The sequence below is a fragment of the Mesorhizobium sp. B2-3-11 genome (assembly GCF_006442215.1).
GTDB lineage: Bacteria > Pseudomonadota > Alphaproteobacteria > Rhizobiales > Rhizobiaceae > Mesorhizobium > Mesorhizobium salmacidum.
In genome coordinates, this window is record NZ_VFVS01000024.1 from 34,154 (window position 1) to 60,821 (window position 26,668).

Below are 26,668 nucleotides of genomic sequence, written 5' to 3' on the forward strand. Positions count from 1 at the left end.
GCCGCAGCATCTCCTCCACCTACTAAATGTGGCGTCAAGTATCCGAAGGCCGCGAACGGGAGACGCGCATCAGATAAAGAACGTTCACTGCTTTGCCATGGCTCTATGGTGGCCAGCGCTTGCCCGTTCTGCCTGGAGGTACTGCACTGCCGCACACCTTCGACGCTACGATTGCGCGCTACACCGAATCCGCAAATTGGTAACCGGGCGGTGACCACGGCCTTTTCGCAGGCCCTGAGGTAGCTGTGGTTCCGGTGCCCTAGGAAACGAAAAAGCCGCGGCGAACCGCGGCTTTTCGATGCTTGATTTCCTTGGAGGAAACTGGAGCGGGTGAAGCGATTCGAACGCTCGACCCCAACCTTGGCAACCCATTGATTCGACGACACGTTTCGTTCCGTCGAGTAACTCTTTCATCCAGAAAACGATTGTCTATGGACGCGGGGAGCGGAACGATCAGCTCCGTCGAGTTCCGTCGAAAACCGCAACTTGCGGCTCCCCTCGGAAACCCGGCGAGAGATCAGCGAAGAGGACCCGGACGCCCGGGGAAGCAAATGGCCACGACCAGCAAGAAGCGCCTTACGAACCAGTTCCTTGAACGCATGACACCGCCTAAGACCGGTCGGCTAGAGGTCGGTGACGACTTGTGCCCCGGTTTAATCCTACGGGTCTCCGATCAAGGAGCGAAATCCTTCTCGGTGATCTACCGGGTCCTCGGCGAGGGCGGCCAGACCGAATCCGGCCGCCATTTAGCCGGCAAACAGCATCGAATTACGCTTGGCAGATGGCCGGTGGTCAGTCTGGCAGACGCCAGAGAGCGTGCCCGAGCAATCTTAGGCAAGGCCGGCGCCGGCGCAGACCCGAGAGCCGAGCTGGCCTCTAGCGTGCGAGAGCGGCGGGCAAATACATTCTCGGCGGTATTGGAGCGACATATAAGGCAGGACGCAGCAAGGACCATATCGAGCTGGCCAAACGTCGAGCGGGTGTTGCGCCTGCACGTTGTGCCGCATTTGGGCGACACACCGATTGCGGATATCCGGCGATCCGACGTGCACGAAATCATCGACAACATTGTTGCAAGCGGCCGGATTGGAACGGCGCGTGAGGTCCGCAAGCAGATGTCACGCATCTTCAATTGGGCGGCCGACCGCGAGCTTATCGCTAACAACCCACTTAGCGGCTTGAAGCGAAACGATCTGGCGCGAAACACTGAGGCCGGGCGCGCTCTTAGCGACGTCGAAATCCGTTCTATCTGGATGGCCGCGAACGAACTACGCTATCCATTTGGCACGCTCTACCAGACACTCATGCTGACCGGCCAGCGTAGGGCCGAGTGGGCCTTCTGCAAGCGATCTGAGATAGACAGCGAAAATCGGTGGTTGGATCTCGGCAAAGAGCGTTTCAAGAGCCGGCGTGAACACATTGTGCCGATGTCCGATGGCCTCTGGGCGCTATTTGAGCGCTTGCCAGTCTGGGTGGGCGGAAACGACTACTTCGTTTTTTCTTCGAGGCATGGCCGCGTGCCGGTCGCCGGCTTCTCCCAAGGCAAGCAGGCGCTGGACCAACTCGCGCAGGAATATCTGCGGAGGGAACTAGGCAAGTCCGATGCTGTCCTCCAGCATTACCGCATTCATGATTTTCGGGTGACCTGTGAGACGCGACTTGCACATCTGGGTTTCAATCAGGAGGTGCGCGATGCCGTGCTCGGCCACGCAAAGCCAGGATTGCAAAAAACCTACAACAAGCATGATTATTTGCAAGAAAAGAGGGCCGCGTTGCAGGCCTATGAGGACCATTTGCAGGGACTGATAGCCGCGCCAAAATCTACTGCAAGGTATGATCCGCAAGACTTTCGAATAGCGTGAAGCTTGGCATCAGCGAAAAAAGTCCGCGCACTCGCTGCCTCGATGAGTAAGCCATGAACGCGCCTGCACTTTTTCGATGTGCGTTGGGCCGTTGCAGATCGTAGCATAGCCGATGGCTAGGGTGGCCGTGCGACACCGATCAAGCGTCGTTTCCGATTATTTCGCTGAAAACTCTCACATCTTGTGGACAGCAATCGACAGCTGGCGATGCACTGTGTTATCCAAAAAAACTGTTGGTTGGCGGGTAGCAAAGATGTCTAGTCGTTTCGAATGGGTGGTCGAGGGCAAGTCGTCTGGGCCTAATCCAGCTTATGACGTCGACCTTTGGTCTGATCCGCGGGCTGCCGTAGTCCCGACGATCGGCGCTATCGTTCCGCATTGGTACCTTATCGTTCCGCGCCGTCGAGCGCCATGTATAAGAGCTCTTTCGCGGGGAGAGCGTATCCAAACCCTTGAACTGGCCCGAGAAGTTGCGGACCGGTTTTCCGGCGAACAACGCTGCGCTGCCTTCTTCGAGCACGGCGCTGCTGTTGCCAATTCTCCTGTCGGGTGTGGTACCGATCAGGCTCATCTGCACGCTGCTTTGCTTGATTTCGACCTGATGGGCCGCGTCCTTTCTGAATCGCCGGAGTTCTCTTGGCTCCCAGCAAAAACCGACGATCCCTGGGCAGATATCCCCAAGGGCGCTGACTACTATTTGTTGCTCTCTGGTGCGCGAGTACTATGGGCAGAAGCTCCCAGGCAGCTGTCGCAGTTTTTCCGCCGGCACATTGCCAGCGGCGCCGGTTTGTCGAATCAGTGGGACTATCGCAAGTGGCCACACCCCGCCAATTCACGGCGCGCCGGCGCCCTTCTTGGACCCTCATCGCCGGGGCAGGAGCAGCGCGGCTAGACCCGCGCGGACAAGCGGTTTAATTACCCGCGCCGCTGAAAGGTAGCTGCCCAAGTGTGTATTCAACAGCCGGTTGTCGCCTTCGGGCCAGAAGCGATCGAGAGGGACCAGCGCGGCGGCAAAATCACCGCCATGCCGGGCTAGTCCCCAGCCAAAGCCGATCCCCTCCATCTCCAAGGCTGCTATTCCAGAACCTGCTAGCATCGCTAGGGTGTCGGGCGCCTCTTCCAGCACGAATTTGTGAGCCACGTAAACGTCGCCGACTGTTGCAGCGACTTTCTCCCTAATAAGAGCAGCGAAAAGGTGGTCCGATAGGTCCTCGTTGGTCGTAATCGGCGGAAATGCCGGATCTGCACGACCAAGCTCCGAACTGTAGCGCCGGGCAATAACCACCATTGAGGTCTCATCGTTGCGTGAGAATCTGAGACAGGTGCCAACGAAGATTATCCGTCGAATGCCAAGCCGTCCCAACGCATCGGCCTGCAGGGCCGCTTCGAACGCCCCGCGACGGCATGCCATAACGCCGATGCGCTGTTCGCCGACTGTCACAATGTAGTGCCCCGGTGCGAGCCTTCGCTTTCTCACAAACCACGGAATGCTAAAGAGGTCGCTGTGGAGTATGAGATAAGAGTCCGGTAGTTTGGGTCGCCTTTTGCCTGGTCTGAGCAGGGGCTTGGCGATCAGCCTCGCCAGCGCATCCGTAATGCGACTTCCAAACACGAAATCAGCGAGATGCACTGCCCGGGTAAGAGAGGCCCCAACCGACAACGGCGGCGCCCGCAACACCAACTCATTATAAACATAGTTGGATTGAGCCTGTTGGCGTTCGTTCTGATTGGGAACGTTGTCAAAATAGTCGGTCATCTAGCGCCCGTTCCAATGCCGGACGAAGCGGTTCCCTGGCGAGATGTCGATGAAATCATCGTGGCCGAAATCTGCCAGATGGCTAACCCTGCCACCTCCCCAATTGACTTCGGCCCCCACCGTCTCCGTCACTACCCCGATGCGCTGGAACCCGGCTGCAACAACCGCTTTCGCAAGACTGGATGGTGCCGTCACGACGAACTGGAAATCGCCCCCATAACCGAAAGCAAACGTCTTCGGATCCAGTCCAAGCCGCACTCCAGCGAGGTCTGTAAGCGGATGCCGTGGCACCAACGTCGCATCTACCGCGAATCCCACATGCGAGCGCCGAATTATGTTATATAGTGCTCGGGCTAGGCCATCGCTAATATCGGTGCCGCAGCGGATTCCAATCCCCTCTAACAAGCGTATCTGCCTCGCGTCGATGCTGGCGCTGCGCATTACATCCAAAGCCATGGCGCGGTGCTCGCCATCGTGCGCCAACTCGAGAAGCGCAATAGCCGCCGTCACGCCACCGAGTGGCCCGGAGACATAGATGTCATCCCCGCTCCGCGCACCAGATAGCAGCCATGGCTCACCGGGCACCGATCCCACAATCGTGCAGCCGACAACTAGCGAGCTGCCCTCCTTCGTGTCGCCCCCCACCACGACGGCGCCAAACTTGAGAGCTTCATCGCGAACCCCTATGAACAGTTGAGAAACCTGCGCTTCGGAAACCTCCCCTGGCAGTGTCACTGCCAGCAACAGGAACAGGGGCACCCCGCCAGACCCGTAAATATCTGCACAGTTCTGCCGGACGACGAACGCCCCCATTTCGACGAAGTCGAGCTGCGCGTGGGTTTCGAGATAGCGGCGGTGGTTGCGTAGGTCGCATGACAGCAGAAGCATCTGTCCGTTCAGCGTCACAACGGCGCAGTCATCATCCCCAACGCCCGCCACTACCAGCGGATGCCTATCCCCAAAGATATGCTCTGCGATACCTACCAAGCGGGCCTGATTCAGCTCAGATGGCATCGACGACTTCCAGCACCTTTGAGCCCCTTAGCCAAAGGTTTAACGCTGTTCCTGCATAATACTTCAGAAAACCCGACGTTATGTTGTCGCGCACCTCAAAATAAAGCTCGTCGTCGACGACTTTTTGAAATTTGACGGTCTGGACGAGAGCTCTATGGAAGCGATAGTGTCCATTCTCAAATGAATACTCGATTACGCCACCATGGGACAGCGGGGCCGAGGTCTTCTTAACTTGGATTAGCTGTCGCAATTCGGCTTGGGTCATTTGCATGCTACTAGCGATTTCTTCGAAAAAACTCTGCCATTCATGAGCAAGAGCAATCGCAGCGGACGCCTTCTCTGCGTCGTCCGGCTCCCTACGGCCGGTATAGAGATAAGTCGACCCTGTAATCAGAAATTCAACGCCCTCTTTCAACCGTTTTATATAACGCCTCTGCTTTTCATGCGTGCCGTCATAGAGACAGCGTTCGATGGCGTCGCGGGCGCTCTTGAGCTGAACGCCGAAATAAAGCAGGCGCTTATCAGAGGTTTCGAAAAGATCGTCGCAAGCCTTTTTGTAGGTCTCCTTGCTCATGGTGGCTTCCATCACATTTGCCGGATCAGCAGTAGTGTAAAACACGCGATGCAATTCGCTGCGAGCCAGGCGTGTCAGACGCTCCGGCACTTGATCTCCCAACTTTACGAAGTGCCTACCGGAGGGCTCGAACGTTGCCTTTACCTGCCGGAATTGCTGGGACTCGATCTGTACGACGCTAGGAGCTTCGAAGCGAAGAATGTTGAAGCCGAATTCCGCGCCTTCAATATTTCCGGCAGCAGCACTACCGAAGGAGTATAGCGCTCCTGGTTTATCGAGCTCGAAATCGAAGCTCGATGCTGTGTGGTAGTGTTCATGCCCATGCAAGTGCAGTTCGACATTATTGCTCTGCAGAACGCGCGCCAGATTGTAGCCGTTTACCAGGGAGGCGAGCGAGTGTTCGAAGATAAGTGCGATATCACGAGGCGCACGATCGCTGCCTTTTGCGAAAAGGGATGGAAGAGGCAGAAAACCTTGGTGAGTTAACGCAACGGTGGCCGAGTTAGCTTCTTTTTCAAGCCGTAAACTTAGGAAGGCTGCTTCCAACTCATTGATCATTCCCGAAGAGAAAAGGAAAGGCGTAAAGGTTAACGTGTTGATTAGTGCGAATCTGACTCGCATCTCGCGACCGTCTTCCGCCTTGCCCTCAACGTTAACGGTGGTCGGTCCAACCATGTCGGGCAACGTAAACTTGGACAACTTCATATTAAAGCCGGCACGCAGATAGGCAGCGAAATCCTCAACCTCGGCTACGCCTATTGGAAATGCGCGGTCCGGACGAAGCTGGGTCAGCAGCTTCTTGAGCCGCTCTGCCAATCTTGCTGCGTCGCCGCCGAACCACCTGAATAGTAGCGCCGTTGCCACTCCCACTTGATTCTGCACGGCATTGATAAAAGCCGTGAGAGTAAATTCCAAAACATCGTGGTTACCAGGAATGACGATAACTTTCTTATAGTCCTTCGTGGTTAGCGCTACCTCAGCGATCTGTTCTAGGTATGCTGCGGCCTCCATCATAGACCGGTCATCACCGAAGCCCGTCAGGTCGCCAGTGACCAGAATGGCATCAAACTTCCCGGCATAGCGTTCACCGATTGTCCTAAGCAGAATCTCCCGGCTCCCGTCGGCCGCCGGGTGGAGTTGTAGCTTGAACGGTAGGCCGTCGAGCCCATTGTTGAGGCCGTCCGCCAAGTTTCGCGTCTCTTCGGCAACGATATGTAGATCGCTCAAATGAAGTATACGCACGGTCCCTCCTAGACAATGTAGTCCTTGATTCGATTGCGAACGATCCGCGCACGCGCAACACCTTTTAACTTTGCGCTATCTTCGATCCATCTTTCCAGCCCTTCTGGGGGCACTCCCGAGAGATATTGTTCTATCGGCAGCCGCACACGCGCCACTTTGAATGCCTCGTAGGCAGCAAGCGACAAAAAAGGTGGACCGTAGATAGCGCCGTTCACCACGGCCTTGGCATCCCGAGATAGATTGCGGTGTCGTGAACTAAGCGCAAGCAAGTTCCCAAGGGCCAGCCTCGGACCACCGATCGGACTTGCGCTGCCGGGGGCATCAACAGCGGCCGCAATTTCAGCGGTGACGCTGAGCCTCAGGTTTAAGGCTGCATCGTCCCAAGTGCGCTGAATCCCCACCTCGCGCATCTTGCGTTGCCAGCGCTCGACCAAGGGCGGGGCCCAGATGAGCTTGCGGATGATCGTCGCGACCAGTAGCCGATCGGGGTCGACGATGCCGACGATGTTCTGCGCCGCAAGCCAGCGCAACGTCGCGACCAACTCCGCCTTTCGCGCCATGACGTTGACTGCATCGAAATATGGAGCGCCCCAAAGAACCCTGTAGGCGAAGAGTGTCAGGCACACATTCTCCATCGGCTGGCGCCGCACGTCGATCGCCCCATCGCGAAGCGTCGACTCAAGAATGGCTAGGATATGCACCTCGGCGCCGAGCAGCTGTTGGCGCCTTAAACCCAGTTGCTGGGTCCTTACGCCTGCCTTAAGTACGACGTGCAGGTCAACGTCTGATTTCGGCTTGGCATAGCCGTTGGCACGAGAGCCGATCAGCGCGCAACCAAGCAAATGGTTCCCGAACATGGCCTGGAGGTAGTCTGTGATCCGCCTTAGGAGCTCCGGCTCTTGTTCGAGATGGATCGGCATTGTCACGGTGCAGCTCCCGGCGGACTGACGAGTCCCTCGACGCTGCCCTATTTGATCATTTCTTTCAAGACAGGCACGGGCTTGTACAACGCCCCTCGAGAGCGAAGTCTGAGCATTATTTCTAACACTCGGAAGCGCCTTTGAAATTGTATGGCTAAATCAGCCCCTTCGCGGTGCAAATCTGTTTTAATTCAGACGATCATTGCACACCGCAAGCGCGTCGGCCTATCGCTCTTCGAAGAGGCCCCCTGGACTTAGGGGCGAAACGTTTCCAATACAGCTTGCGCGTGACACTGCACTTCGATGTTTTCAGTCGGCCAGGTCGCTAGCCACTCTCGATAACTGCATGACACAAAGTGCACAGCGGCACCTGCCACCATGTTGCTGAAAAGCTGCACCTCCTTACGGTGATTCAAGATGTCGTCTTGGTCGATATTGCGACCGCCCAACTGCATTGGTTCGGCAAAGATATACAAGAGAACGGAAGGCCTTCCTTTGCGGTTGGACTCGGTGACCAGCCCGAAAGCATGCTTCACAAGCTGGGCCGCGTCGACATATGCGAACGAAGCCTCGCCGGTGCGTAGTCGATCCCTCAAAAGTTCGAATGGCCGCATACCGCTGCCCCAGACGGGCCGGTCGTAGGCGGGGGAGAGAGAGACGGTCTTTTTGTCGCGAAACGGCTCGAACCGCTTGGATTCCACGCCGATGATACAAGCTGGTGTTTCAACGAATGCATCAAGCCAGGGGTGACGTCCACCCGACCATGGGAAGCGGGCGCAGTATTCCACCTCCACCATAGTTGGTGGCTGGCTTGCGTCCATTCTGGGAAAGGGTGGCAAGAGGTGCGGCCGCTCAACGAACCAGCCAAAGGTGTTTACCGCCAGGGCGGCCGAGCTCTCCGGGCTCGTCAGTTTTCCGCTCTGGATTTCGTTGCCACCGGCATTCGCCAGTCGGCCCAGGACTTTGTCGATTGGAACGCCAGGTAGGAAAACAGAAAGCGAAGTGGCCGACATGATGATGAATCCTATCGAGAGCCATATCAGAAAACCATGTGATAGCATGGCCACCGGAGCCAGTCTAAGACCAGGGGGAAGGGAGATGGCCGGCATCATCGTCGTCGACAAAGAATTGATTGGGGAGCTTGCTAAGGACTTTGATCTTGATGTCGACCGGCTTCATGCTGCGACGCTTGAGGCACTCCATGCGTATCGATTTGAACGCGATTTTTGGGCATGGCGCGAAGGCGCGACACATTCTGTCGCCCACATAGTTCCGGTCTTGGGTGCGGTCCAAAAGGCCGCTGAATTGTGGAGCGGCCTGCCAGCTGAAGCGCGCGCTGAGGTTTCGTACTTCCTAGATATGGACAGATCATCCGATCCGATCGGCCCGAAGTTCGACTTTATCATTAGTCTGCTCGATGAGTACCACCTTCATTACAATCGAGCGCGAGGCAATCCAGGGAGGTCACGCTCCGGAAGCGGTCTGTCACTCAGGCCGTTGCGCGCTTTCGCCGAGATCATGATGCAATTTTGGGTCTCTGAGAAGAAAGCCCCTTTTGGCAATGTGGTGGAGCGACATGTTGAGCTCCCAACCAAGAAAGGAGTAAAGGCCCCTCGGTCAGCCAAATCCGAGGGCATAGATTTCCTGAATGCTGCCGGGATTTTCTTGCACCCCGACCAATACCTGATTGAGAATTTCGAGACGGTTGTTAGTCGCATAAAGAGAACTCTCTCCGCCGGCCCTGAAACTTAATTAGCCCTATCAGCGACGATTTAGTGCGCGCCATATCTCCGGCCCCGTCTGCCATGGTTCTTCACCTAACCCGAAGGAGAACCATGAAATGTCACAGCGACTTCTCTCAATGAAGCAGGTCTTGGAGCGCATCCCGCTGTCCAAGACCGAGATCTACCGCCGCATCCGTGCCGGCACATTCCCAATCCCAATCAGGCTCGGTCCTGCCCGCATCGCTTTCTCCGCCGACGAGATCGATGCATGGATTCTTAGCCGGACCGCCTCCGGCCAAGGGAGGGCATAGCCATGTCTTCCGTTGCACCAGATACCGCAGCTGCAATCGCCTTCCTTCTGACATATGCACCAGAAGGCCATTGGCATCTAACCGCTATACCCCCTGATCGTAAGTCGATCAGGTCGGCTACATTCTCCGCAGCGGAAGCCGAGCAATGTCGAACCTGGATCGATGGCCGGAACGGCCGGGAGAACATCTACTTTTCGCTGAATCAGATAAAGAGGCCGCTGAACAAGAAGGCTGCAAAGGACGACATCGCCGTAGCGTCGTGTCTCCACGTGGATCTCGATCCGCGTTCAGGGGAGAATTTGACGGATGAACGCAAGCGGATCCTGGAGCTTCTCACCACCGGCAGGCCCCCCTTTGTCCCTGAACCATCTATTATTTTGGATAGCGGCGGAGGCTACTGGGCTATCTGGAAACTGGAGCCGCCCCAAGCGATCACCGGCGCCGACGAAATTGATCTTTTGGAGCGCTACAACCTCGGGCTGGCGACGGTCCTGGGCGGCGACGCCTGCCACAACATCGATCGGATCGCTCGCCTGCCAGGGACCGTCAATGTCCCCGATGAAAACAAATTGCGGAAGGGAAGGCTGCCGGCGTTGGCGACCGTGTGGTCGTTTAATGAAGGGCTCAGGTACACACTCAATTCTTTCGAACCTGCGCCAGCCGTGCAAGCCGACGTGGTCAATGCACCTGCGGGTCAAGTGTTCGTTCCAGCCGCCCCAAAATTTCTGGTTTCGATTAACGAACTGGATCGGTGGAACGTCGATGAGCGCTTGAAAATTGTCTGCGTGCAGGGTCGCGATCCTGCGACGGCTAAAACGAAAGCGGACGACAGCCGGTCCGCATGGCTCTTTGATGCAGTATGTGGCCTCGTTCGAGCGCAAGTGCCGGACGAGATCATCCATTCAATCATCTTGGACCCTAGCTTTGCCATCTCCGAAAGCGTTCTGGACAAGGGCAGGAACAGCTCGCGATATGCCATACGGCAGATAGAGCGGGCTAAGGAGTTCATAATCCACCCCTACCTAAGAGACCTGAATGAACGGCATGCCGTAATTCTGGACTGGGGCGGAAAGTGTCGGATTGCCACCTTCGGAAAGGAAGCGCATTCGAATCGTACCACCATCAGCATGCAGACATTTCAAGACATAAGGGATGGCTACCTCAATAGGCGGGTTCCAGTAGGAACTACAGGAGCGGTGCCAAAGGAAGTGCCGCTGGGCAAATGGTGGCTGGAGCACCCGATGCGGCGTCAGTACCGCGAGATCGTATTCGATCCATCGGACAAGGCTGCTTCCAATCAGCTCAACCTGTGGACGGGATTCGCCGTTGAGCCCCTACCTGGAGACTGGTCCTTGATGCGTCAGCATATTGTAGAGGTGCTGGCTAAGGGCAACGAAGCATGGAGCAACTATATCATCCGATGGACTGCGTGGGCGATCCAGAATCCTGATCGCGCTGCCGAGGTCGCGCTCGTGTTTATCGGTGGGAAGGGCACCGGCAAAGGTACCTTCGGAAACGCGCTTTGCACGATATTCGGACAGCATGCGCTCCATGTATTCAGCGCTGAGAGCCTGGTCGGGCGCTTCAATGCGCATTTGCGAGACGTCTGCCTGCTCTTCGCGGATGAGGCTTACTGGCCCGGTGACAAGAGCGCCGAGGGAGCGTTGAAGGGTTTGATCACTGAACCGGAGATCGCGATTGAGGCAAAGGGCGTCGACATGGTCAAGTCGACGAACCGTCTTCATGTCCTGATGGCTAGCAACGAGAACTGGGTCGTGCCGGCGTCGATGGACGAGAGGCGCTTCGCCATATTCGATCTGGCTTCGCACCGGGCTGGCGATGACGCCTACTTCCACGCACTCCACTACCAGCTCTACAACGAAGGCGGACTGGCAGCCATGCTGATAGATTTGCAGCAGATGGATCTTGCCGGCTGGCACCCGAGGCAAGGCATCCCGAAGACTGATGCCCTTGCCCAGCAACAAGCAGAGAGTCTGCCACCCATTGACCAGTTCTGGTTCGATTGCTTGGTCAATGGCGAATTGCCATCCTTCGTCCAACTCGACGTTGGTGGCGAGGCGTTTATGCCGACCAGTCGCCTCGCGGAACATCTTTCTAAAACGATCCGATGGGGCGTGACGAGTGTGAAGGTGGCCGCTTTCCTTGGAGCGGGCCGAAATTCAGCTCCTGGCATGGGTTTCGTCAAGGACGACGGCCGACGCCCGCGAGGGTTCCGTATTCCCAGCTTGGGGGAAGCTCGGGAGATCTGGGACAAGGCGCGCTTCCGGCATGTTTGGACCAATACGGGAGAGTGGGAGAGGCTGCAGGACCCACTCGACCGGAGGGGGAGTTCCCCATTCTAACTGGTTGCCGACGTCCCGGTGGGAAGGTCGGCAACATATTTCTTATGTCAGTTGAGACGCTTAACCGACTTCACCGCCTTGACCGACTTTCTATGAAATTCGTGTGGTGATTTTACCTTCTGTCGAGAGCATCGACGAAAAAGGCGGCTAACTCGGTAGAGCCGGTGTCGGTAGCTATGGTTCGCCATCTGCGCAGGCCGCTGTAGAATGACTCCTGCGCCAAGTCGACGGAATATCAGCTCGATAAAACGGAAGCCGGCTTGCGGCTCTTTTCCACAGCAATCTCGTCGCGCGCGCATCAACGACAGATCTATCTGGCCGACCGCTCAGGACCTGCGGCACATACCGCAATCAGTGAGTTCCGAGGGTAAAGTCGCGGGCCATTAGCGCCATAACCCCCGTATCGCGGCAACCGTCGACGTCCAGGCAACCAGAGCGCCAGCCAGCAGTCCACGACCCCAACTGGGCCTCGGTGGTGCAAGGCGCACAGCGTCTTGGACATCCCGCCTTTGCACGGCGGCAATGGCCTCAGGTGACATCGAACCCGCCCACAGGATACGGTTGCCGGAGACGATGTAGTGCGACCGGCAGGGGAAACCCCAGTTGCCTATGGATGGGCTCAACGAGACCTTGCCATCGTGCTCGGCGATGCTCCATTTGGCGGGGTTGAAGGGCGTCACCACCTCCCGACCGCAACCGCAGCAGCAAAGATGGGTTGCTGTCGAAAAGCGCCGCGAAATATACAGGACGCCCGGTTCGACATCTTCGGGGATATATTCGACGAACCTGGGCTCAAGGCGGTCAACCGACGTCATCAGGTCCCTCGGCGATGATTTCGCCACTCGCGATCGAGTAGCCAACGTACACCGACCTTCGGCTGTCCCGGTATATCGTCGCGAGCTTCTTCCACTGCATGACCGCCAAGGCGGCGTTCAGCGCGTTAAGCTCCGCGATCTGGATGTTGCTGGCATATTCATTGGCGCCGACGGCGCCGTCGGCATAGGATATATGCGGCGCAGCCCGGTCGCGTGTCCCGGGTGTGCTGACCGTGACGCGTACGATGCCTCCTAGGCGCCCGTCGTCGACCGTCACGCCCATTCCGACCTCGATAAACGAAATGCCATTTGTCACGAGATAATCTATCACCGCGCGTTTGGCAGCGCCGACGTCCATGCAGACGAAAACGAAATCAAGGCCGGCCAAGGCGCTGACATTGGTCTCATCGAGGAAGACTCCATGTGGTTTGATTCCGCGATGCAGGCGCGAATAGATGCGGGCAAACCGCTCGACCTTTGGGGTGCCTTCCTTCAGCTCTTCCAGGCTAGCAGCTCCTGGTGCCCGGAAAGCGTTGTGCTGGGAAAAGACATCTCCATCGAACGGGTGGATTTCGGCGACTGAGGTCTTTGCGACAAGATCAAGGACATAGCTGCCGGTGCCGCCGAGGCCAGCAATGCCGATTTTTTGTCCGGCAATCTTGGCGTTGATCGCAGCGATGCCTGCGCGGCTCGTTGCGGTGTCGACATACTCGAACACTGATTCATCGTCGTCGGTCGGGATGGCCGGAAACGTCTGGGCTGTAACGGCCGGATCGAGCTTTGCCGCTTCGCCTGCGATGCGACCGATGTAGGTCGTCATCTTGTGGTGGTAGTCCCGGTAGTCCGCCTTGGCGGAAAAGGTAAAGGCGGCATGCAGGCCGGGGGCCAGGTCCTGCGGCCCGGCTCCATTTTCGATCGACCTGATTTTGGCGCCGTCTGCATGGCACGGGTGTGCTCCAGTCCAGTAGCAGACATGCTTGCCGGGCTTCACGGTGACATCCCCCGACAACGACAGCGGCGAGATCAACGTCGCGCGTTCGATCCTGCAGGCCGTAGTGACAAAAGGGACGTTCCTGACAAGCAGGAATCCGTCCCGGATGTCGATGTCATAGCCCTCATTCTGCAGGCGGAGCAGATCGGGACTAAGAGCGATTGGTCGACGTGACATCGAACTCCATCCCTTCCTTGATCTTCACCGACTGGCCTTCGACCAACGTGCCCGCCGGCTTGTTTCCCTGTCCGCGGGTGTACTGGACTGTGTACTGGATGCCATCGCCAGAGGGATGACCGGGAAAGGCAATCTCGACCACCTCGTCGAAGGTAATCTCCTCGCTCTTGGGCAAAGTTTTCGCACGACCGTTTACGATGATCGTGACGGTCTTCTCTTTCCCCTCTGCGGTATTTTGGGCGGCGTCGGCGACTTCCATGGCATTCTCCTTGATGCGGTTCGAGCAATCAATTGCGAAATCGCAATCGATTTGTTACCTGTAGAGAAGATTCGGGAGAATTGCAAGATCGCAATCGATCCCTTTTTCGCAACGGAGACGACGTGGCCGACAACTTTGATACGGAATCATTCTTCGCAGCACTGAACGCGGCTCGCCTGAGCCAACAGATGACTTGGAAAGATGTCGCGGAGGCGACTGGAGTTGCCGCCTCCACATTGTCTCGGATGGGCCAGGGCGCCAAACCCGATGTGAACGGGCTGGCTGCCCTTCTGAAATGGTCGAAGCTCAAGGCCGAATCGTTTATTCCTGGAACGACAGGCGGCGACGCACCGCCACTGGCCAAAATCACCGCACTCTTGCGCGCAGACCCCAACCTCACGCCGACAAACGCCAAGCTGATGGAGGAGATAGTTCTCAGCACATACAACAGGTTGAAGGAGAGTTGACTTGGAATTTCGGCATGGCTTCAAGGCGAACGCCAATCGCATCGCGCTAAAGGTGCGCGATCAGATGGGCCTTGGCCCGATCGATCCAATCGATCCTGCGGCGATCTGCACCGAGTTCGACATTGTCTTGCTGAAGCTCAGCGAACTCGACCGCGACACCAGAGCATTTCTCGGCAGAGATCAGTCCGCATTTTCTGCCGTGACCGTGCCGCGCGGCGCGACCACTGCGATCGTACACAATGACTCGCACCATGTGCACCGACAGCGCAGTAACATCTGCCATGAACTGGCGCATTGCTTCCTCGGTCATAAATGCACGCCGCCGTTGACGGAGGACGGCGAACGCGCCCGCGACGGCGGGATCGAGGCGGAAGCCAATTTCCTCGGTGGGTGTCTGCTCATACCAAATGAAGCAGCGCTCTACGTCGTCAGCCAAGGTCTGGTATCGGATGCGAAGCAGCACTACGGCGTCAGTCAGCCAATGCTGGATTATAGGCTGCGCGTCAGTGGCGCCCATACCATTCATGCGCGCAGGGTCGGCGCGGGCAGCCGCAATCGTGCCGGCGCCATCTCCTAGGTTGGCGTAGAGCCGTTCGAAGAGTGGGCGGACTGGCCTCCATTGCCTCGCGGTTGCCGCGAAAGGGGACCCGGAAAATGCCGAAGCCGGGGCGTTTTTTTGACCGGGGAGGGGGAGGAGGGGCTTGCTCTACAGAAGGGGCTCTGCCGAGCCCACTCGGAAGGCATAACGGTCGGTGGCGCGGTCACATTCGACGGTCGAATAGAGCCGGCGCTCCCCCTACGCTCCCCGAGCGGCCGTTGACACGACGCCAGGCGGCCTAAAACGCCGTTTTGCAGGCGCGCACCCTAACCTTTGCTGGAGTATGGTGGGGATAGATCGGCCGCCTTCAACCGGATGCCTCTGCAGGCACCAGGTCTCTGTGCCCGTCGACTGTCACGGCAGGCTTCAGCTAAGGGGGGTGCCCGTCTCGGGCCAGGAAACGAATTAGGTTGGTTACTCTGAGTTGGGCGGCAGGTTACAGACTGCACGCATAAGGTTCAATCTAAGAAGGAAACCGTCTGGAGATTCGTCGGGCTCCTGACGGATAATTTCGGCCTTTCTATCCGATGTATACACGTAGAACGGTGCGTACCCGACGTATCCTCCCATACGATTCTTCGCATTTATTCGGCCGCAAACCACACCGTTGTTCATCCCGTGGAATAGATCGCTGATCTTTGCAGAATAAGGGTCAATTAGTTGGTCTCCGAGAGCTTCGGCAACTATATCGATCTCCTCTTTCGTGAAACCGGCCGAGTTGGTATTTATCACCTCCTGGCCGAGCGAAACGACAGGAAAACCACAACCAAAAACGATAAGGAATACCAACCGCTGCATTGTCCACCTCCCGCCTGGATCAAAATTAGCCGCTAAGGTTCGGCGCTGGTGAGTTTAGCCCAATACCCGATTTTGGGGTACATCGTTTTGGGGTTTTATTGAAGAGCCGGTCTCAGCACTGGCGCCTCCATTGTCCTCACTTCGTTCCGATCTCTATCGCAGAATGATCGCGCTCCTCGTTGAGGCGCGTAAGGAAGCAGGCATTACGCAGGTCGAGCTGGGCCGACGTCTCGGATGGCGTCAGACATTCGTCTCTAAGTTTGAGCTGGGAGAGCGCCGACTGGACGTGGCCGAGTTCGTCAGCGTTGCGAGGGCGATTGGCGCTGATCCCGTGGCGATCATCGAAGCCGCGGAGAAGCACGTCTCTTGAGTTGATGCTGAAGCGGATCGGGCGCGCCTTGAGGATTGGGGATGGTGCCCCGCAGACGCCGACGCCGTGGCACCGTCGAACCAGCCGCTCGGCCTAATCAGCCGTCGGCCGTCGTGCAGAGCGGCTATTCATGAGCAGCGCGGTTCGCCACCTGGCCTAACGCACCTTCCAAATCGCCAGGGGATGGAGCGGGGACAATCCGAACATTTGGCCTCAACCTTTGTTGAGCATGCCGAATGGGTCGATCCTTCTTGCCGACCTCTTGGGTCAACCCAACGGAATCCTGGGCTTGGCGAGATAGCGACAAACTAGGGGATGAAGGGCTCATCCGCTCGGCCCACAACGTTCCCTTGGCGGGGTTCGAATGATAGGTTGAACTGAGCCTGAGAAGGTCGTTTTGCGTCACCTACCGTCGTGACAAAGGACAACTGGGCAAGTCGGATGCCGGGGTACAGCGCAATAGGAATCTGCCCAAGATTAGCCAATTCTAGGGTCACAATGCCATGATATAAGGGTTCGATCAAAGTGGCAGTTGCTATACTTAGTCCTTCGCGAGCCCAAGTCGAGCGAGCTGTAACACTGCCTGTCAAGTCGGCCGGCAGTTTCACCCACTCATAAGTGGGTACTAATGCTAAAGAGCCCGGATGAAGCAAAAAACGTTCACCGAAGGGAATTTCGTACCGTTCATGTTTCTGCTGTTGTTCGGTAGCAAATTTGTGCGGTGATGCGGAAGCATGGGCCTGCTTTGCAGCTGCCGGATCGACGTGAGAGGCGCCTCGCGCACGGACCATGAGCACGACGCAGCCCATTCGCAAATCAATACTAGCTGAGCCAATCTGATCAGAAGATAGTAATGGGGATACAACTAACGAGCGTTCCCTGAGTCGTCGAATGATCTCCCCGCGACCCAACTGCGCCATCTAGATCACTGAACCTCTTTTGACGATGTCGATTCCGCATTGTTGCAGAAGTGCGAGATCACACAATCTATTAAGATCAAAAAAGCCTAAAGAACCGGTCAACGACAATTTGTCAGAGCCAATCCAGGTGATCCATCCGGAGAGCAATATGTGGGGCACCGCCGTCGAGCTGAGCTGGCTATTACCGAATTCATCTAATTCATTAATTACAGGCGGTATCCCATCGCAGAGATTACGTATAAGGCGAATAAGATCGTCGCGTTTTGGAGAAGTATAGAGAAGTTTACCATTCGCGTCTAGAACGGTCCTAATCGCGTCTATAGCGCCACTCAACTGATGAGTCGTGAATATATCCGCCCATGCGTCGACCGGACCCATCTGTATATAGTCGAAAAAGGCCTTCTCTGCCTCAAATATTGGACCATCGCGCGCTAGCGTAATGGGTGCGCTCCAGCCAAGGGCTTGGGTAACACGAGCAACGAGAATGTGACGCACTCCGTAGGGAGGGTGTGTAGGATTGTCCAATCCGACAGCAAAGTCCGATGAGTGCATCGACTTGAGCAATGCGACATGGGCAGCAGCAAAAGACGGACCGAAAAGTAAACAGCCAAAAATGTCACAGAAGAATTCGACGACCCACGAACTCCATGATGATTGTGTGAACTCGAAATCGTGGCCTGCACGAGCCTTGTAATCAGCCAATACAGATTTCAGATCGACAGGTGCATTCGAGTCCTTGATCCACTGCGTCGCACTACCGTGGGAAGCCAGCGGGCCACCGGCTACTAGGTGCAAAATGGCGTCTGTAAGATCTTGGCTAATATGGGGAGCAAAGAGAGTCGTATGTCCGATTTCATGCCCGAATATCGTATGCAGCAAAACGTGGTGTTTAAGCGGGCGTGGGAACGCGACGACAGCGAGGCGCCGATTGCTCGAATATCCGGGAATAATTTCGTTGTGTATCAGATAGCCCCCGCCATCCGCTACGACATGAAGTATAGGACGCTTTTCGTTGCCGCTAAGGTCAAGCTCGGTAAGAAGTAGATCGGCAATTCGCCGTATGGCATCGGCAAAAGGCCAGGAAAATTCACCAAGATGGGAACGCTCTAATAGCGATATAAAAGAAGAAAGACGCCCCAGCTCACTAAGTTGTGTGGCAATTGCTAAGCGATCAGTAGGTGATAGCGCTGCAATAGTCGCGCGCATTACCGCAAGTCGAGACGCGCATTCCTCGTAGTAGTCGCGACTCCTGTTTGGGCCATATTCATGGCGAAGAGACTCTTTGAGAACGCGCTCTACGTTAGCTAGCTCTTCGTTGAGAAAAGCGAGTGGCGTCATTAAGCAGAAATATTCAGCTTGTGGGCCAAAGCGCCGAAGAAATTGCGTGCGTTCTCCCGGTCGACGTTGGACGGAGCTGCAAACTTGTCAGGATAGGCAACGCCGCGCAAAACGTTTTCGATCAAATCCAGCGGGCCTGCGCCCCCTTGTCCAAATGTCTCAACGAGTGCGCTGGACATGGCATCAGTTACGTCATCGACGTTCCGCTCGGACAAGGGCGTCAATGCCACGGCTTCGTAGTTTAACGGAGGGATAGCAACCACGGCGGGTTGAACCTTGAAGCGAGACTGGGACCTAAACAATCTCAGCAGCCGGAACACATTGTTCAACGAGCGTTCACGATCCGCATGGGAACCAACATTGTCCAACGATCCGCGAGCGGCCTGAGCCAAAAGAAACGCAACCCCACGCGCATCGACGGCTTGGTTCGCGGCTGAAATCGGCATCAGATGTCTCCCTCGGTTGGATCTTAGCAAAAGCTGACAGTTGCAGAAAGCGCACTGCTGGTAGGCGCAGCCAGAGACCTGACAAAATCCGGTACGTTCATTGCGGCAAACGCCTGCGGGAACAAAAGGTTTCCGACTCACAATAAATGAAATAAGCTCTAACTTCAATTTTTAGCGGCAGAAATGCACAACCGATGCCAAAGCCCCGACAATTGTTGAATGGGTTCACCGCACGTGAAGTGGCCGCCATCTCTGGCCTCAGCCTGCACATGGTTAACTACCTGGCGCGGGAGGCTTATCTCACGCCTGCGTATCCGGGTAAGGGCACCCGAGGTACGGTCCGATACTACTCTTACCGAGATCTCGTCGTGGCCAAGTTGGTACAACACCTCCGTGAAGCAGGTATCGAATTGAAAAGGTTGAAGGAAGCCATTTCTGAACTCTCCCGCTCGCATTGGCACACCAAAGACAAGAAAGGTGCTCTTGGCTTTGTAGCGACAGACGGACATAAGCTCTTTTTCCCAGACTCGGACGGGGCTCTCACGGAACTCACCAGCGATGGTCAAAGAGCATTCGCATTCGTACTTGATCTTCAAATGGCTGAAAAAGACGTCAAGTCGCACTTGAAAGGTCGTAGATTGCTATTGTTCTCCTTGGAAAACAAACCACTGCGACCCGAAGCCCGCTCCGCTTAGTACACGGCTTTCGCTCCTGGCCGCAGACGGGAAGCGCGGTTTCCGAAGACTGCGGTCGATCAAATTCTCTTATTGGTCGACAAGCATGCTGAGGTGGAGTGGGTGCAGCAGATTGTTATCGGCATGGCCCGAACCCGTCTCAGTCGCGGCGGAAACGCAGCTCGTTACGGGCTAGCCGCAAAATGCCTTCGACGAAATCGAACTCGCCTGCAGGAAACCAGATGGGAGTAATGCCTAGGCGGAGGAGATATTCATTGCGCGCGATCAGCTCGGCTTCATCGGCAGGGCATTGTTCGATTGAGAAATGCTGCGGGAGGTCGGCGAGATCGTCTCTTGCCTTCGTCTTAATTGCTTCGAATACCCGCACCGTCCGATCCTGGTTGAGGCTGCACCCAAGGAAAAGCAAACTCCCATTGCGGAAATAGTAGTCTAGAGCCTGAGGGATCGGGAGCGTTAAGTCGATGGCCTCCGCCCCGTAAGCAGCGGCGTATTGCGCCTTGCTGAGGATGCATGACGCCGGGGCATCGACGTTCCCATGTAGCTTGATGACGGTGACCTTGCCGGCGGCGGGGGGCCGTAAGATAGTCGCTGGGGTCAGCACCTCGACAGCCTTGCCGCCACCAAGGTCGAAGGATTGCTCGATCAGGCGATCATAGTTGGTCGTTATCAGAGTATCTTGAAATAGCTCGGCGATAAGATAATCGACGGGCGGGATTGCCCCATTCTTGCTGAACGCGTCGCGAAGCTCCTGAGCGAAGACATCGTTGCCCCGCTTCTGCTCGATCCGATCAACGATTTCCTCGTAGAGGCCTTGCGTCAACAGGTCTTCCACGACGGTGGCGTCCAAACCCGCCGTCCGGCCCTGCCGCCTCAGATGATCCCTCCACGTCGGAAAGCCACCCGGTTGAGACAGGCCCGCGCCTATGAAAGGGACGACATCACCGGCTTCCATGCGGTCGCAAAGCTGGTCAAAACGAGCCGCGTTCCGATCGGACCAGTGATTGTCGCCTAGAAGCTCATCGAGCGGCTCTTTGCTCAACCATTCATTTCGGCGGTCGAGACGGAAGCCTTCAAGAGTGACGTTATACGCTTCACGGTCGCCCGCGAAGAATGCCTTACTCGGGTTCGCCAAACCTTCGACCAACGCCTTAGCGCGCAATTCAGAACCCTCGGCTCTATCGAACCACTCATTAAAATCCGCATAATCCTCATACTTGCGATGGCCGTCTTCATCACACCAGATTTTAGGCGCTTCGGCAGCGGTCGCCATCAAAGTCTACGCCGCTGCCCGTTCGACAACTGCGGCGGCTAGGTGCCGTTGGGTGGCGGCGGACTCCTCGATGTGTGATCTGAGCGCGTTGCAAAGCGCGTTTAGCTCTCCTACTTTCGCGACGATGCGCTCCAGTTCGTTTGCTGGGGGGACAGCGACAACGATCGAATTCATCTTTGCCTGATTCATCTTCGGCTGGGCTGTGCCGGTGACATAAGGTTTCAAGTCGATAGCATTTATAAAGATCTCCATATAGCAGAGCAGCGGGATCGAAATCGCTTGAAGAACATGGGCATGATTATTTACCCAATATTTTCCCTCTGCAATGAATGCGATTGGAGTAGAGCGACTAACCAGGTTTGCCCCGTCCTCGCCGATCAATAGCAGAGGCTCGTCAAAAATATAATCATCAATATGGTCTATCACTCCTGACGCGCCATAATAGTCGAATTCACCCTTTCGCCGCGCCCGATCGTCTGAAGAGATTGGGACCCGCTCTGCATCTCTATTGATTAAAACTTCGCTGAATCGAGCGAAAGCCCACCCCTCAGGAGCACGAAACGGCAAATCACCCTCTCGGATTGGGACCATCTCGGTTGGCGTTTTTGTACGCCCCCGCCTGGAAAGATCGGCCATTTGCACCTTGACGGCCTTTAACAACTCGGATGCCGGTGCGTCGTCGGCGTTTTGGGGTACTAGCTTACCGCGCACTGCTAATTCGAGGATCGTTTGTTTCAAGGCATCGACGCTCGATTCAGTAGTGAAGAGGGTATCGAAATGCGTCTCCAGCCGAGTCCAGTTGACGGCAAGGTCGGCAGCGTCAGAGCTGGCGGTCAGTGTGGCGAGCAGGGCTTCGACCAGCCCCTCATGGGCGGCTATCGAAGCAGCGCTCTCCCCTTCCAGCGCGTCGCACAGCGCCATGAGTTCATCGACCTTGGTAACGATGCGCTGCTGCTCGGCAAGGGGTGGGAACGGAAGCGGGGATGATTCAAAGTAAGTCCGGGTCACTCGCTTTTGACCTGCGGTGCCCGTCATTCCTAGCTCGCCATCATGGAGATAGGACGCCGTCTTCATCGTTAGAAGTAGATATCGACGGTTTACATCTTCAGACCAAGGCCGAGCGACATGCAGTTCTGTCGTTCCCGCGCCAATGCCGTTGGCGAGATTCTCGAAGATCGCAGCCTTGCCGTTCTCGAAACATGGCGTAATTTTGGCTAGGCCGATGTCGCCTTCCGCAAAGTGAGTGAATCCCTTCTTGATCTCACCCCAGTTTCGGGTTTCGGCCTCATGCGCGCCATCGATCCGCGTCGAGACAAGTGCCATAGGCACGAACGACGCATCAAGTTGATCGTCTGCGATGTTTGATGGGCTAATTTCGGCGATCGTGCCTAGCTGCGTCCATGCCCAACCCTCCGGCAGGATGGGCAAATCGACAGGAAGAGGGCTCAGTCCATTCCGCTTCTTAGCTCGACCTGATTCGATTTTGCTGCGACGTGCCTTGGCCAGCCTAGCCAGCGCCGCTGCCGCAGGTTCTTCGTCCGGCTCTTGTGATGTCAACTTGCCTCGAACCGCTAAATCCACAATCAGTGGGCGCAGGCGATCAATGCCATACAGGTCCACCCGCCTCCCACCACCACCGCGCCCTGAGGTGGCCCTACGCTCAACGGCAGTAGTCCAAACATCCAAATTGTCGCTGACCAACAACGCGATATCGACCGTCATGCGTCGCCTGCCAGCGCATCTGCCAAAATGGACTTCAACTGGTTCCGCAGGGACTGGATACCCGTCTGTTGCGCGGCATATCGCGCGAGCAACTCATCGGGGTCATGGCTTTCGCGGTCGGCGATATGCGGATTTTTGAGGTCCAAGTTATAGCCGCCTGCGGCCACGTCCTCAGCGCTAATCTTCCAAGCCTGTTCGGTCTCTCGGCGGTGGCGGAAGTCATCGGCCTCATCACCCCACCATGCGCGTTCGGGCTGAAACTCCTCAAACTGCATTGGCCGGGTCTTGTTATAGCTGGTGACCCCTGGTGGATAGGGATGCTCATAGAACCACGTCTGCTTGGTCGGCGTGCCCTTGGTGAAAAACAGGATGTTGGTTTTGATACCCGTGTATGGGTTGAACACGCCATTGGGCAGTCGGACGATAGTGTGCAGATTGCACTCGTCTATCAGGCTCTGTTTGAGCGTGGTCTTGACGCCTTCACCGAAGAAGAATCCATCGGGCAGCACGACCGCTGCCCGCCCGCCCTGCTTCAACAGCTTGATTATCAAAGCCATGAAAAGGTCGGCGGTTTCTCGGGTGCGGAGATTTTGAGGGAAGTTCCCTTCAATGCCGTCCTGCTCCATGCCACCGAACGGTGGGTTGGTGGCTATCACGGGCACGCGGTCCCTCTCGCCATAATCGCGATATGGCTTTTCTAGCGTATTGCCATGGACGATACCTGACGGGGTGTCGATGCCGTGTAGGATCATATTTGTCACGCACAGCATATGCGGCAGCGCCTTCTTTTCGACGCCCCTGATTGTGGATTGCAGCAGCGTCTCATCGTCGGGGGATTTCACGAACTGTCGCTTATAATCAATGGTGCAGGCGAGGAACCCGCCCGTGCCGCAGGCGGGATCGAAGACTACTTCATCCAGCCTGGGTGCCAGCCGGTCAATAATGAACCTGGTGACGGCACGAGGGGTGTAGAACTCGCCTGCGTTGCCTGCGCTCTGAAGGTCTTTCAGGATCTGCTCATAGATAGCGCCGAAGGTATGGCGGTCATTGCTGCTGTTGAAGTCGATCTCGTTGATCTTGTTGACTACCTGCCGCATCAGCGTGCCGGATTTCATATAGTTATAGGTATCCTCGAACACGTCGCGGATAACCTGTGCGCGCTTGCCAACCTCGCCGATGGTCGGGAGCTGATACTTGAGGACGTTGAACAGCTCGTCCACGAACTTGACCAGGCCATCCCCCGTGATTCCCTCGCGATCCTTGGCCCAATTACGCCAACGGAATCGTTCGGGAATAGGCGAGCTAAAATCCTCCTCCGTAAGCTCGAGCTCCTCCTCACGATCATCGTAGATTTTGAGGAAGATCATCCAAACCATCTGACTGATGCGCTGCGCGTCGCCATCGACGCCAACGTCCTTCCGCATGATGTCCTGAATCGATTTGACGGCGCCGGAGACGTTACTCATTCGTTATATGCCTGTTCGTAAATCTGGTGTTCGAGCTCGCGGACCGCCGCGTCGTATTCGGCTTTGCCGCCGAAGGCACCCTTGATGATTTCAAGCGGAGTGCCGATGTCGTCGAATGGCTTGAGACGCAGCACCTTCGTATCCTCGATAGTGGCGATGCCTTCGTCTGCGTATTTGTCGAGAAGCGCCTCCAGCACCGCGCGAGCCTTGTCGCCGTATTTCGTGAAGTAATTCCGCTTCTTGACCTTCTCCGCACGCTCTCGACGGGTCAATGGCGGCTGATCATAGGCGATATGGGCGAGCAGATCGAAGTCACCGACGTCGCGCCCTACCGCTTCCTGAAGATTGGCGAGAACGATCCCTTGTTCCTCCAGTTCTTCGATGATCGCCTGTTTGCGGTCAGCTTCGTTCCACCGCTGGATGAACTCATCCAGTGAACTGAATTCCGACACGATCGCTTTGCGCGCATAATCCCGGTAGCTCTCGGTAATCAGCTTCCCGTCGGTGCCGATATATTCGATGCGTTCAGCTATGATCCGGGCGGGGACGCCAGATATGACGATCTTACTCGCGCCGCCAGTGTCGTCCTCATCGTCTTCTTGATTGTCGTCCGATTTTTCCGGCGGGTCGGGCGGCACAGGATCGTCATCTTCGCCGGGCTCGTAGATGACGACCGGCGCACCGTCGAAGGCATCGTCGCGAAATAGCTCGGTCGCTTTTTTGAAATCCATGATCGTGAAGAAGAATTTATTGTTGTCCTCGTCGATCCGCGTTCCCCGACCGATGATTTGCTTAAAGGTGGTCATGGACCGGATCGTCTGATCGAGCACGATCAACTTGCAGGTCTTCGCGTCCACTCCCGTGGTGAGGAGCTGCGACGTCGTGGCGATCACCGGATAGGTCTGTTCCGGGTCGATGAAGTTGTCGAGCTGGGCTTTACCCTCGACGCTATCACCCGTAATCCGCACCACGTAGCGGGGATTGTCGAGCGCCAGCTTCCCGGCGGCGTTAACGATTGCCACTCGCATTCGTTCGGCGTGGTCAATATCCTCGCAAAAGATGATGGTTTTCGCCATCGGATCGGTTGCGTTGAGGTATTGCATAACGCGCTTGGCGACGAGTTTGGTGCGCTGATTGAGAACCAAAATCCGATCCATATCGACGCGATTGTATTCGCGCTGCTCGACCGGGTTGCCGAGGTCATCCACCATGCCCGACGGTGGCGTCCAACCCAGGACGTCCTTGTCGATGTCGATGCGGATGACCTTGTAGGGGGCGAGGAAGCCGTCTTCGATGCCTTGTTTCAAACTGTAGGTATAAACTGGATCGCCGAAATAGGTGATGTTGGAGACGTATTGCGTCTCCCTGGGCGTGGCGGTCATGCCAACCTGAATTGCCCCATCAAAGTAGTCCAGAATCTCGCGCCACGCGCTGTCGTCTGAGGCGCTGCCTCGATGGCATTCGTCCACTACGATGAGGTCGAAGAAGTCGCGGGAGACGGACTTGAATATCTTGTCGGACTCTTCGGGGCCTGTAAGTGCTTGATAGAGACCAAGGTGGATCTCGTAGGCTGGATCGATCTTGCGGTTCCGCACCTTGGTCATCGCTTCGCCGAACGGCTTGAAGTCGTTTACCAGCGTCTGATCGACAAGGATATTGCGGTCGGCAAGAAACAGGATGCGCTTCGCCTCTCGAGCCTTCCAGAGCCGCCAGATGACTTGGAAGGTTGTGTAGGTCTTACCGGTTCCTGTTGCCATAATGAGCAGAACCCTACGCTGCCCTTTGGCGATCGCCTCAATCGTGCGGTTGATCGCCTCGACCTGATAATAGCGCGCTTCCTTGCCCGAACTATCGAGATAATAGGGCTGCTCAACCAAGGGCCTTTCCTTGGGCTCAATGCCATGGAACAGCCGGTAGCGGGCATAAAGCGTTTCTACGCCCGGGAATTCATCCATTCCGAACGATGTTTCTATCTCCTCGCCATTGCCAGCAGTGCGGTTATGCTGTGCGAAGGCGTCGCCGTTGGAGCTAAAGGCGCTTGGCAGGTCTAGAATTTCGGCATAGCCAAGCGCCTGTTGCAGACCGTCGCTGACCTCATGCTTATTGTCTTTTGCCTCGACGACGGCGAGCGGCAATCCCGGTTGCCATGATAAGACATAGTCAGCGAATTTCTTTTTCTTCTTGTTTCTAGATGAAAGATTGCCCCTCACAATGATGGGGCCGGGTGTTAGCGTGACCTCTCGCCGAACCTGCTTTAATTGATCCCAACCAGCCTGCTTGATGGCAGGGGTTATGAACAAGTCGCAGACATCGCTCTCGCTTAGATTCTGTTTGTCGGCCTGATTCAAATCGCCCCCTGATTCTCAGGATACATGACGCATTATGTAAAGTGAACGCCAGCTGGATATACAACTCCCAGTTGCAGCGGTCTCTGGGTGAGCGCAGCATTTCGACGTTTGTAAGCGGATAGCTCTGCCATTGGCCAAAGCTCTAGCAACAGAACCCGCCCGGTGCCAGGCACTTCGCAACCCGCGAACAGACCGCCGACTTACGTTCTTCACGTGCGTTGG

The 26,668-nt window shown here is 56.3% G+C and carries 24 protein-coding genes; 9 read left to right on the forward strand and 15 right to left on the reverse strand.

The features are described from left to right. Positions 1 to 551: 551 nt before the first annotated feature. Complete coding sequence (locus tag FJ960_RS26045; RefSeq protein WP_181174324.1) at positions 552 to 1,862, forward strand: integrase arm-type DNA-binding domain-containing protein; 1,311 nt, start codon at positions 552 to 554, stop codon at positions 1,860 to 1,862. Between the two features lie 112 nt (positions 1,863 to 1,974). Beyond that, positions 1,975 to 2,754: a hypothetical protein gene (locus FJ960_RS26050; RefSeq protein ID WP_140717853.1), complete on the forward strand. Its 780-nt coding sequence runs from the start codon at positions 1,975 to 1,977 to the stop codon at positions 2,752 to 2,754. On the opposite strand, the gene FJ960_RS26055 is transcribed toward FJ960_RS26050, so the two are convergent. The 5 genes from FJ960_RS26055 to FJ960_RS26075 form a co-directional block, all read right to left on the reverse strand. Further along, the gene (locus FJ960_RS26055) at positions 2,725 to 3,618 is read right to left on the reverse strand and encodes a hypothetical protein (RefSeq protein ID WP_140717855.1); all 894 of its coding nucleotides are present in this window, start codon (positions 3,616 to 3,618) and stop codon (positions 2,725 to 2,727) included. The genes FJ960_RS26050 and FJ960_RS26055 overlap by 30 nt on opposite strands. Continuing rightward, positions 3,619 to 4,632 carry a thiamine-phosphate kinase gene (locus FJ960_RS26060; RefSeq protein ID WP_140717857.1) on the reverse strand — a complete coding sequence of 338 codons (1,014 nt, stop codon included), beginning with the start codon at positions 4,630 to 4,632 and terminating at the stop codon, positions 3,619 to 3,621. It lies immediately after the preceding gene. After that, a complete protein-coding gene (locus FJ960_RS26065; protein WP_140717859.1) occupies positions 4,622 to 6,448 on the reverse strand; it encodes a metallophosphoesterase in 1,827 nt (608 codons plus the stop codon). The genes FJ960_RS26060 and FJ960_RS26065 overlap by 11 nt, the downstream gene beginning before the upstream one ends. An 8-nt stretch (positions 6,449 to 6,456) precedes the next feature. Continuing rightward, positions 6,457 to 7,368 (reverse strand): nucleotidyltransferase domain-containing protein, encoded by a 912-nt coding sequence (locus tag FJ960_RS26070; RefSeq protein ID WP_348642371.1) that lies wholly within the window; start codon positions 7,366 to 7,368, stop codon positions 6,457 to 6,459. Between the two features lie 254 nt (positions 7,369 to 7,622). Beyond that, positions 7,623 to 8,381 (reverse strand): hypothetical protein, encoded by a 759-nt coding sequence (locus FJ960_RS26075; RefSeq protein WP_140717863.1) that lies wholly within the window; start codon positions 8,379 to 8,381, stop codon positions 7,623 to 7,625. 85 nt (positions 8,382 to 8,466) lie between these two features. On the opposite strand from FJ960_RS26075, the gene FJ960_RS26080 reads away from it, so the two are divergent. From FJ960_RS26080 to FJ960_RS26090, 3 genes are all read left to right on the forward strand, one after another. Further along, the gene (locus tag FJ960_RS26080; protein WP_140717865.1) at positions 8,467 to 9,120 is read left to right on the forward strand and encodes a hypothetical protein; all 654 of its coding nucleotides are present in this window, start codon (positions 8,467 to 8,469) and stop codon (positions 9,118 to 9,120) included. 88 nt (positions 9,121 to 9,208) lie between these two features. Continuing rightward, positions 9,209 to 9,403 (forward strand): AlpA family phage regulatory protein, encoded by a 195-nt coding sequence (locus FJ960_RS26085; RefSeq protein WP_140717866.1) that lies wholly within the window; start codon positions 9,209 to 9,211, stop codon positions 9,401 to 9,403. A gap of 2 nt (positions 9,404 to 9,405) precedes the next feature. After that, positions 9,406 to 11,766: a primase-helicase family protein gene (locus FJ960_RS26090; RefSeq protein ID WP_140717868.1), complete on the forward strand. Its 2,361-nt coding sequence runs from the start codon at positions 9,406 to 9,408 to the stop codon at positions 11,764 to 11,766. A gap of 383 nt (positions 11,767 to 12,149) precedes the next feature. Here FJ960_RS26090 and FJ960_RS30025 read toward each other — a convergent pair whose 3' ends face one another. The 3 genes from FJ960_RS30025 to FJ960_RS26100 are packed head-to-tail and all read right to left on the reverse strand — an operon-like array spanning position 12,150 to position 14,008. Then, complete coding sequence (locus FJ960_RS30025; RefSeq protein ID WP_246672960.1) at positions 12,150 to 12,581, reverse strand: DUF6527 family protein; 432 nt, start codon at positions 12,579 to 12,581, stop codon at positions 12,150 to 12,152. Beyond that, a complete protein-coding gene (locus FJ960_RS26095; protein WP_140717869.1) occupies positions 12,568 to 13,749 on the reverse strand; it encodes a ThiF family adenylyltransferase in 1,182 nt (393 codons plus the stop codon). Before FJ960_RS26095 ends, FJ960_RS30025 begins: the two co-directional genes overlap by 14 nt. Further along, positions 13,724 to 14,008, reverse strand: a complete 285-nt coding sequence (locus FJ960_RS26100; RefSeq protein ID WP_140717871.1) for a multiubiquitin domain-containing protein — start codon at positions 14,006 to 14,008, stop codon at positions 13,724 to 13,726. The genes FJ960_RS26095 and FJ960_RS26100 overlap by 26 nt, the downstream gene beginning before the upstream one ends. Before the next feature lie 122 nt (positions 14,009 to 14,130). Here FJ960_RS26100 and FJ960_RS26105 point away from each other — a divergent pair, with 122 nt between their 5' ends. Together FJ960_RS26105 and FJ960_RS26110 are read left to right on the forward strand one after the other, a co-directional pair. Next, positions 14,131 to 14,475, forward strand: a complete 345-nt coding sequence (locus FJ960_RS26105; protein ID WP_140717873.1) for a helix-turn-helix domain-containing protein — start codon at positions 14,131 to 14,133, stop codon at positions 14,473 to 14,475. Position 14,476: 1 nt separating this feature from the next. After that, positions 14,477 to 15,052, forward strand: coding sequence for an ImmA/IrrE family metallo-endopeptidase (locus FJ960_RS26110; protein ID WP_140717875.1), 576 nt, complete (start codon positions 14,477 to 14,479; stop codon positions 15,050 to 15,052). Positions 15,053 to 15,487: 435 nt separating this feature from the next. Here the strand turns inward: FJ960_RS26110 and FJ960_RS26115 are convergent, their stop codons facing one another. Beyond that, positions 15,488 to 15,871, reverse strand: a complete 384-nt coding sequence (locus FJ960_RS26115) for a hypothetical protein (protein WP_140717877.1) — start codon at positions 15,869 to 15,871, stop codon at positions 15,488 to 15,490. 163 nt (positions 15,872 to 16,034) lie between these two features. Between FJ960_RS26115 and FJ960_RS26120 the strand changes: the two genes are divergently transcribed. Continuing rightward, the gene (locus tag FJ960_RS26120; protein ID WP_140717879.1) at positions 16,035 to 16,241 is read left to right on the forward strand and encodes a helix-turn-helix transcriptional regulator; all 207 of its coding nucleotides are present in this window, start codon (positions 16,035 to 16,037) and stop codon (positions 16,239 to 16,241) included. 920 nt (positions 16,242 to 17,161) lie between these two features. Here the strand turns inward: FJ960_RS26120 and FJ960_RS26130 are convergent. After that, positions 17,162 to 18,499 carry a hypothetical protein gene (locus FJ960_RS26130; protein WP_140717883.1) on the reverse strand — a complete coding sequence of 446 codons (1,338 nt, stop codon included), beginning with the start codon at positions 18,497 to 18,499 and terminating at the stop codon, positions 17,162 to 17,164. Next, the gene (locus FJ960_RS26135; RefSeq protein WP_140717884.1) at positions 18,499 to 18,945 is read right to left on the reverse strand and encodes a hypothetical protein; all 447 of its coding nucleotides are present in this window, start codon (positions 18,943 to 18,945) and stop codon (positions 18,499 to 18,501) included. The genes FJ960_RS26130 and FJ960_RS26135 overlap by 1 nt, the downstream gene beginning before the upstream one ends. A 194-nt stretch (positions 18,946 to 19,139) precedes the next feature. Here FJ960_RS26135 and FJ960_RS26140 point away from each other — a divergent pair, with 194 nt between their 5' ends. Next, positions 19,140 to 19,640 (forward strand): MerR family transcriptional regulator, encoded by a 501-nt coding sequence (locus tag FJ960_RS26140; RefSeq protein WP_140717886.1) that lies wholly within the window; start codon positions 19,140 to 19,142, stop codon positions 19,638 to 19,640. Between the two features lie 139 nt (positions 19,641 to 19,779). Here FJ960_RS26140 and FJ960_RS26145 read toward each other — a convergent pair whose 3' ends face one another. Genes FJ960_RS26145 through FJ960_RS26160 form a run of 4 tightly spaced genes read right to left on the reverse strand, consistent with a single transcriptional unit; the run spans position 19,780 to position 26,446 of the window. Further along, entirely contained in the window at positions 19,780 to 20,910 is a 1,131-nt protein-coding gene (locus FJ960_RS26145; RefSeq protein WP_140717888.1) for an SIR2 family protein, read from the reverse strand. Between the two features lie 6 nt (positions 20,911 to 20,916). Further along, a complete protein-coding gene (locus FJ960_RS26150) occupies positions 20,917 to 22,632 on the reverse strand; it encodes a restriction endonuclease subunit S (RefSeq protein WP_140717890.1) in 1,716 nt (571 codons plus the stop codon). Then, positions 22,629 to 24,098, reverse strand: coding sequence for a class I SAM-dependent DNA methyltransferase (locus FJ960_RS26155; RefSeq protein WP_140717892.1), 1,470 nt, complete (start codon positions 24,096 to 24,098; stop codon positions 22,629 to 22,631). The genes FJ960_RS26150 and FJ960_RS26155 overlap by 4 nt, the downstream gene beginning before the upstream one ends. Beyond that, entirely contained in the window at positions 24,095 to 26,446 is a 2,352-nt protein-coding gene (locus FJ960_RS26160; RefSeq protein ID WP_140717894.1) for a DEAD/DEAH box helicase family protein, read from the reverse strand. Before FJ960_RS26160 ends, FJ960_RS26155 begins: the two co-directional genes overlap by 4 nt. Positions 26,447 to 26,668 lie beyond the last annotated feature (222 nt).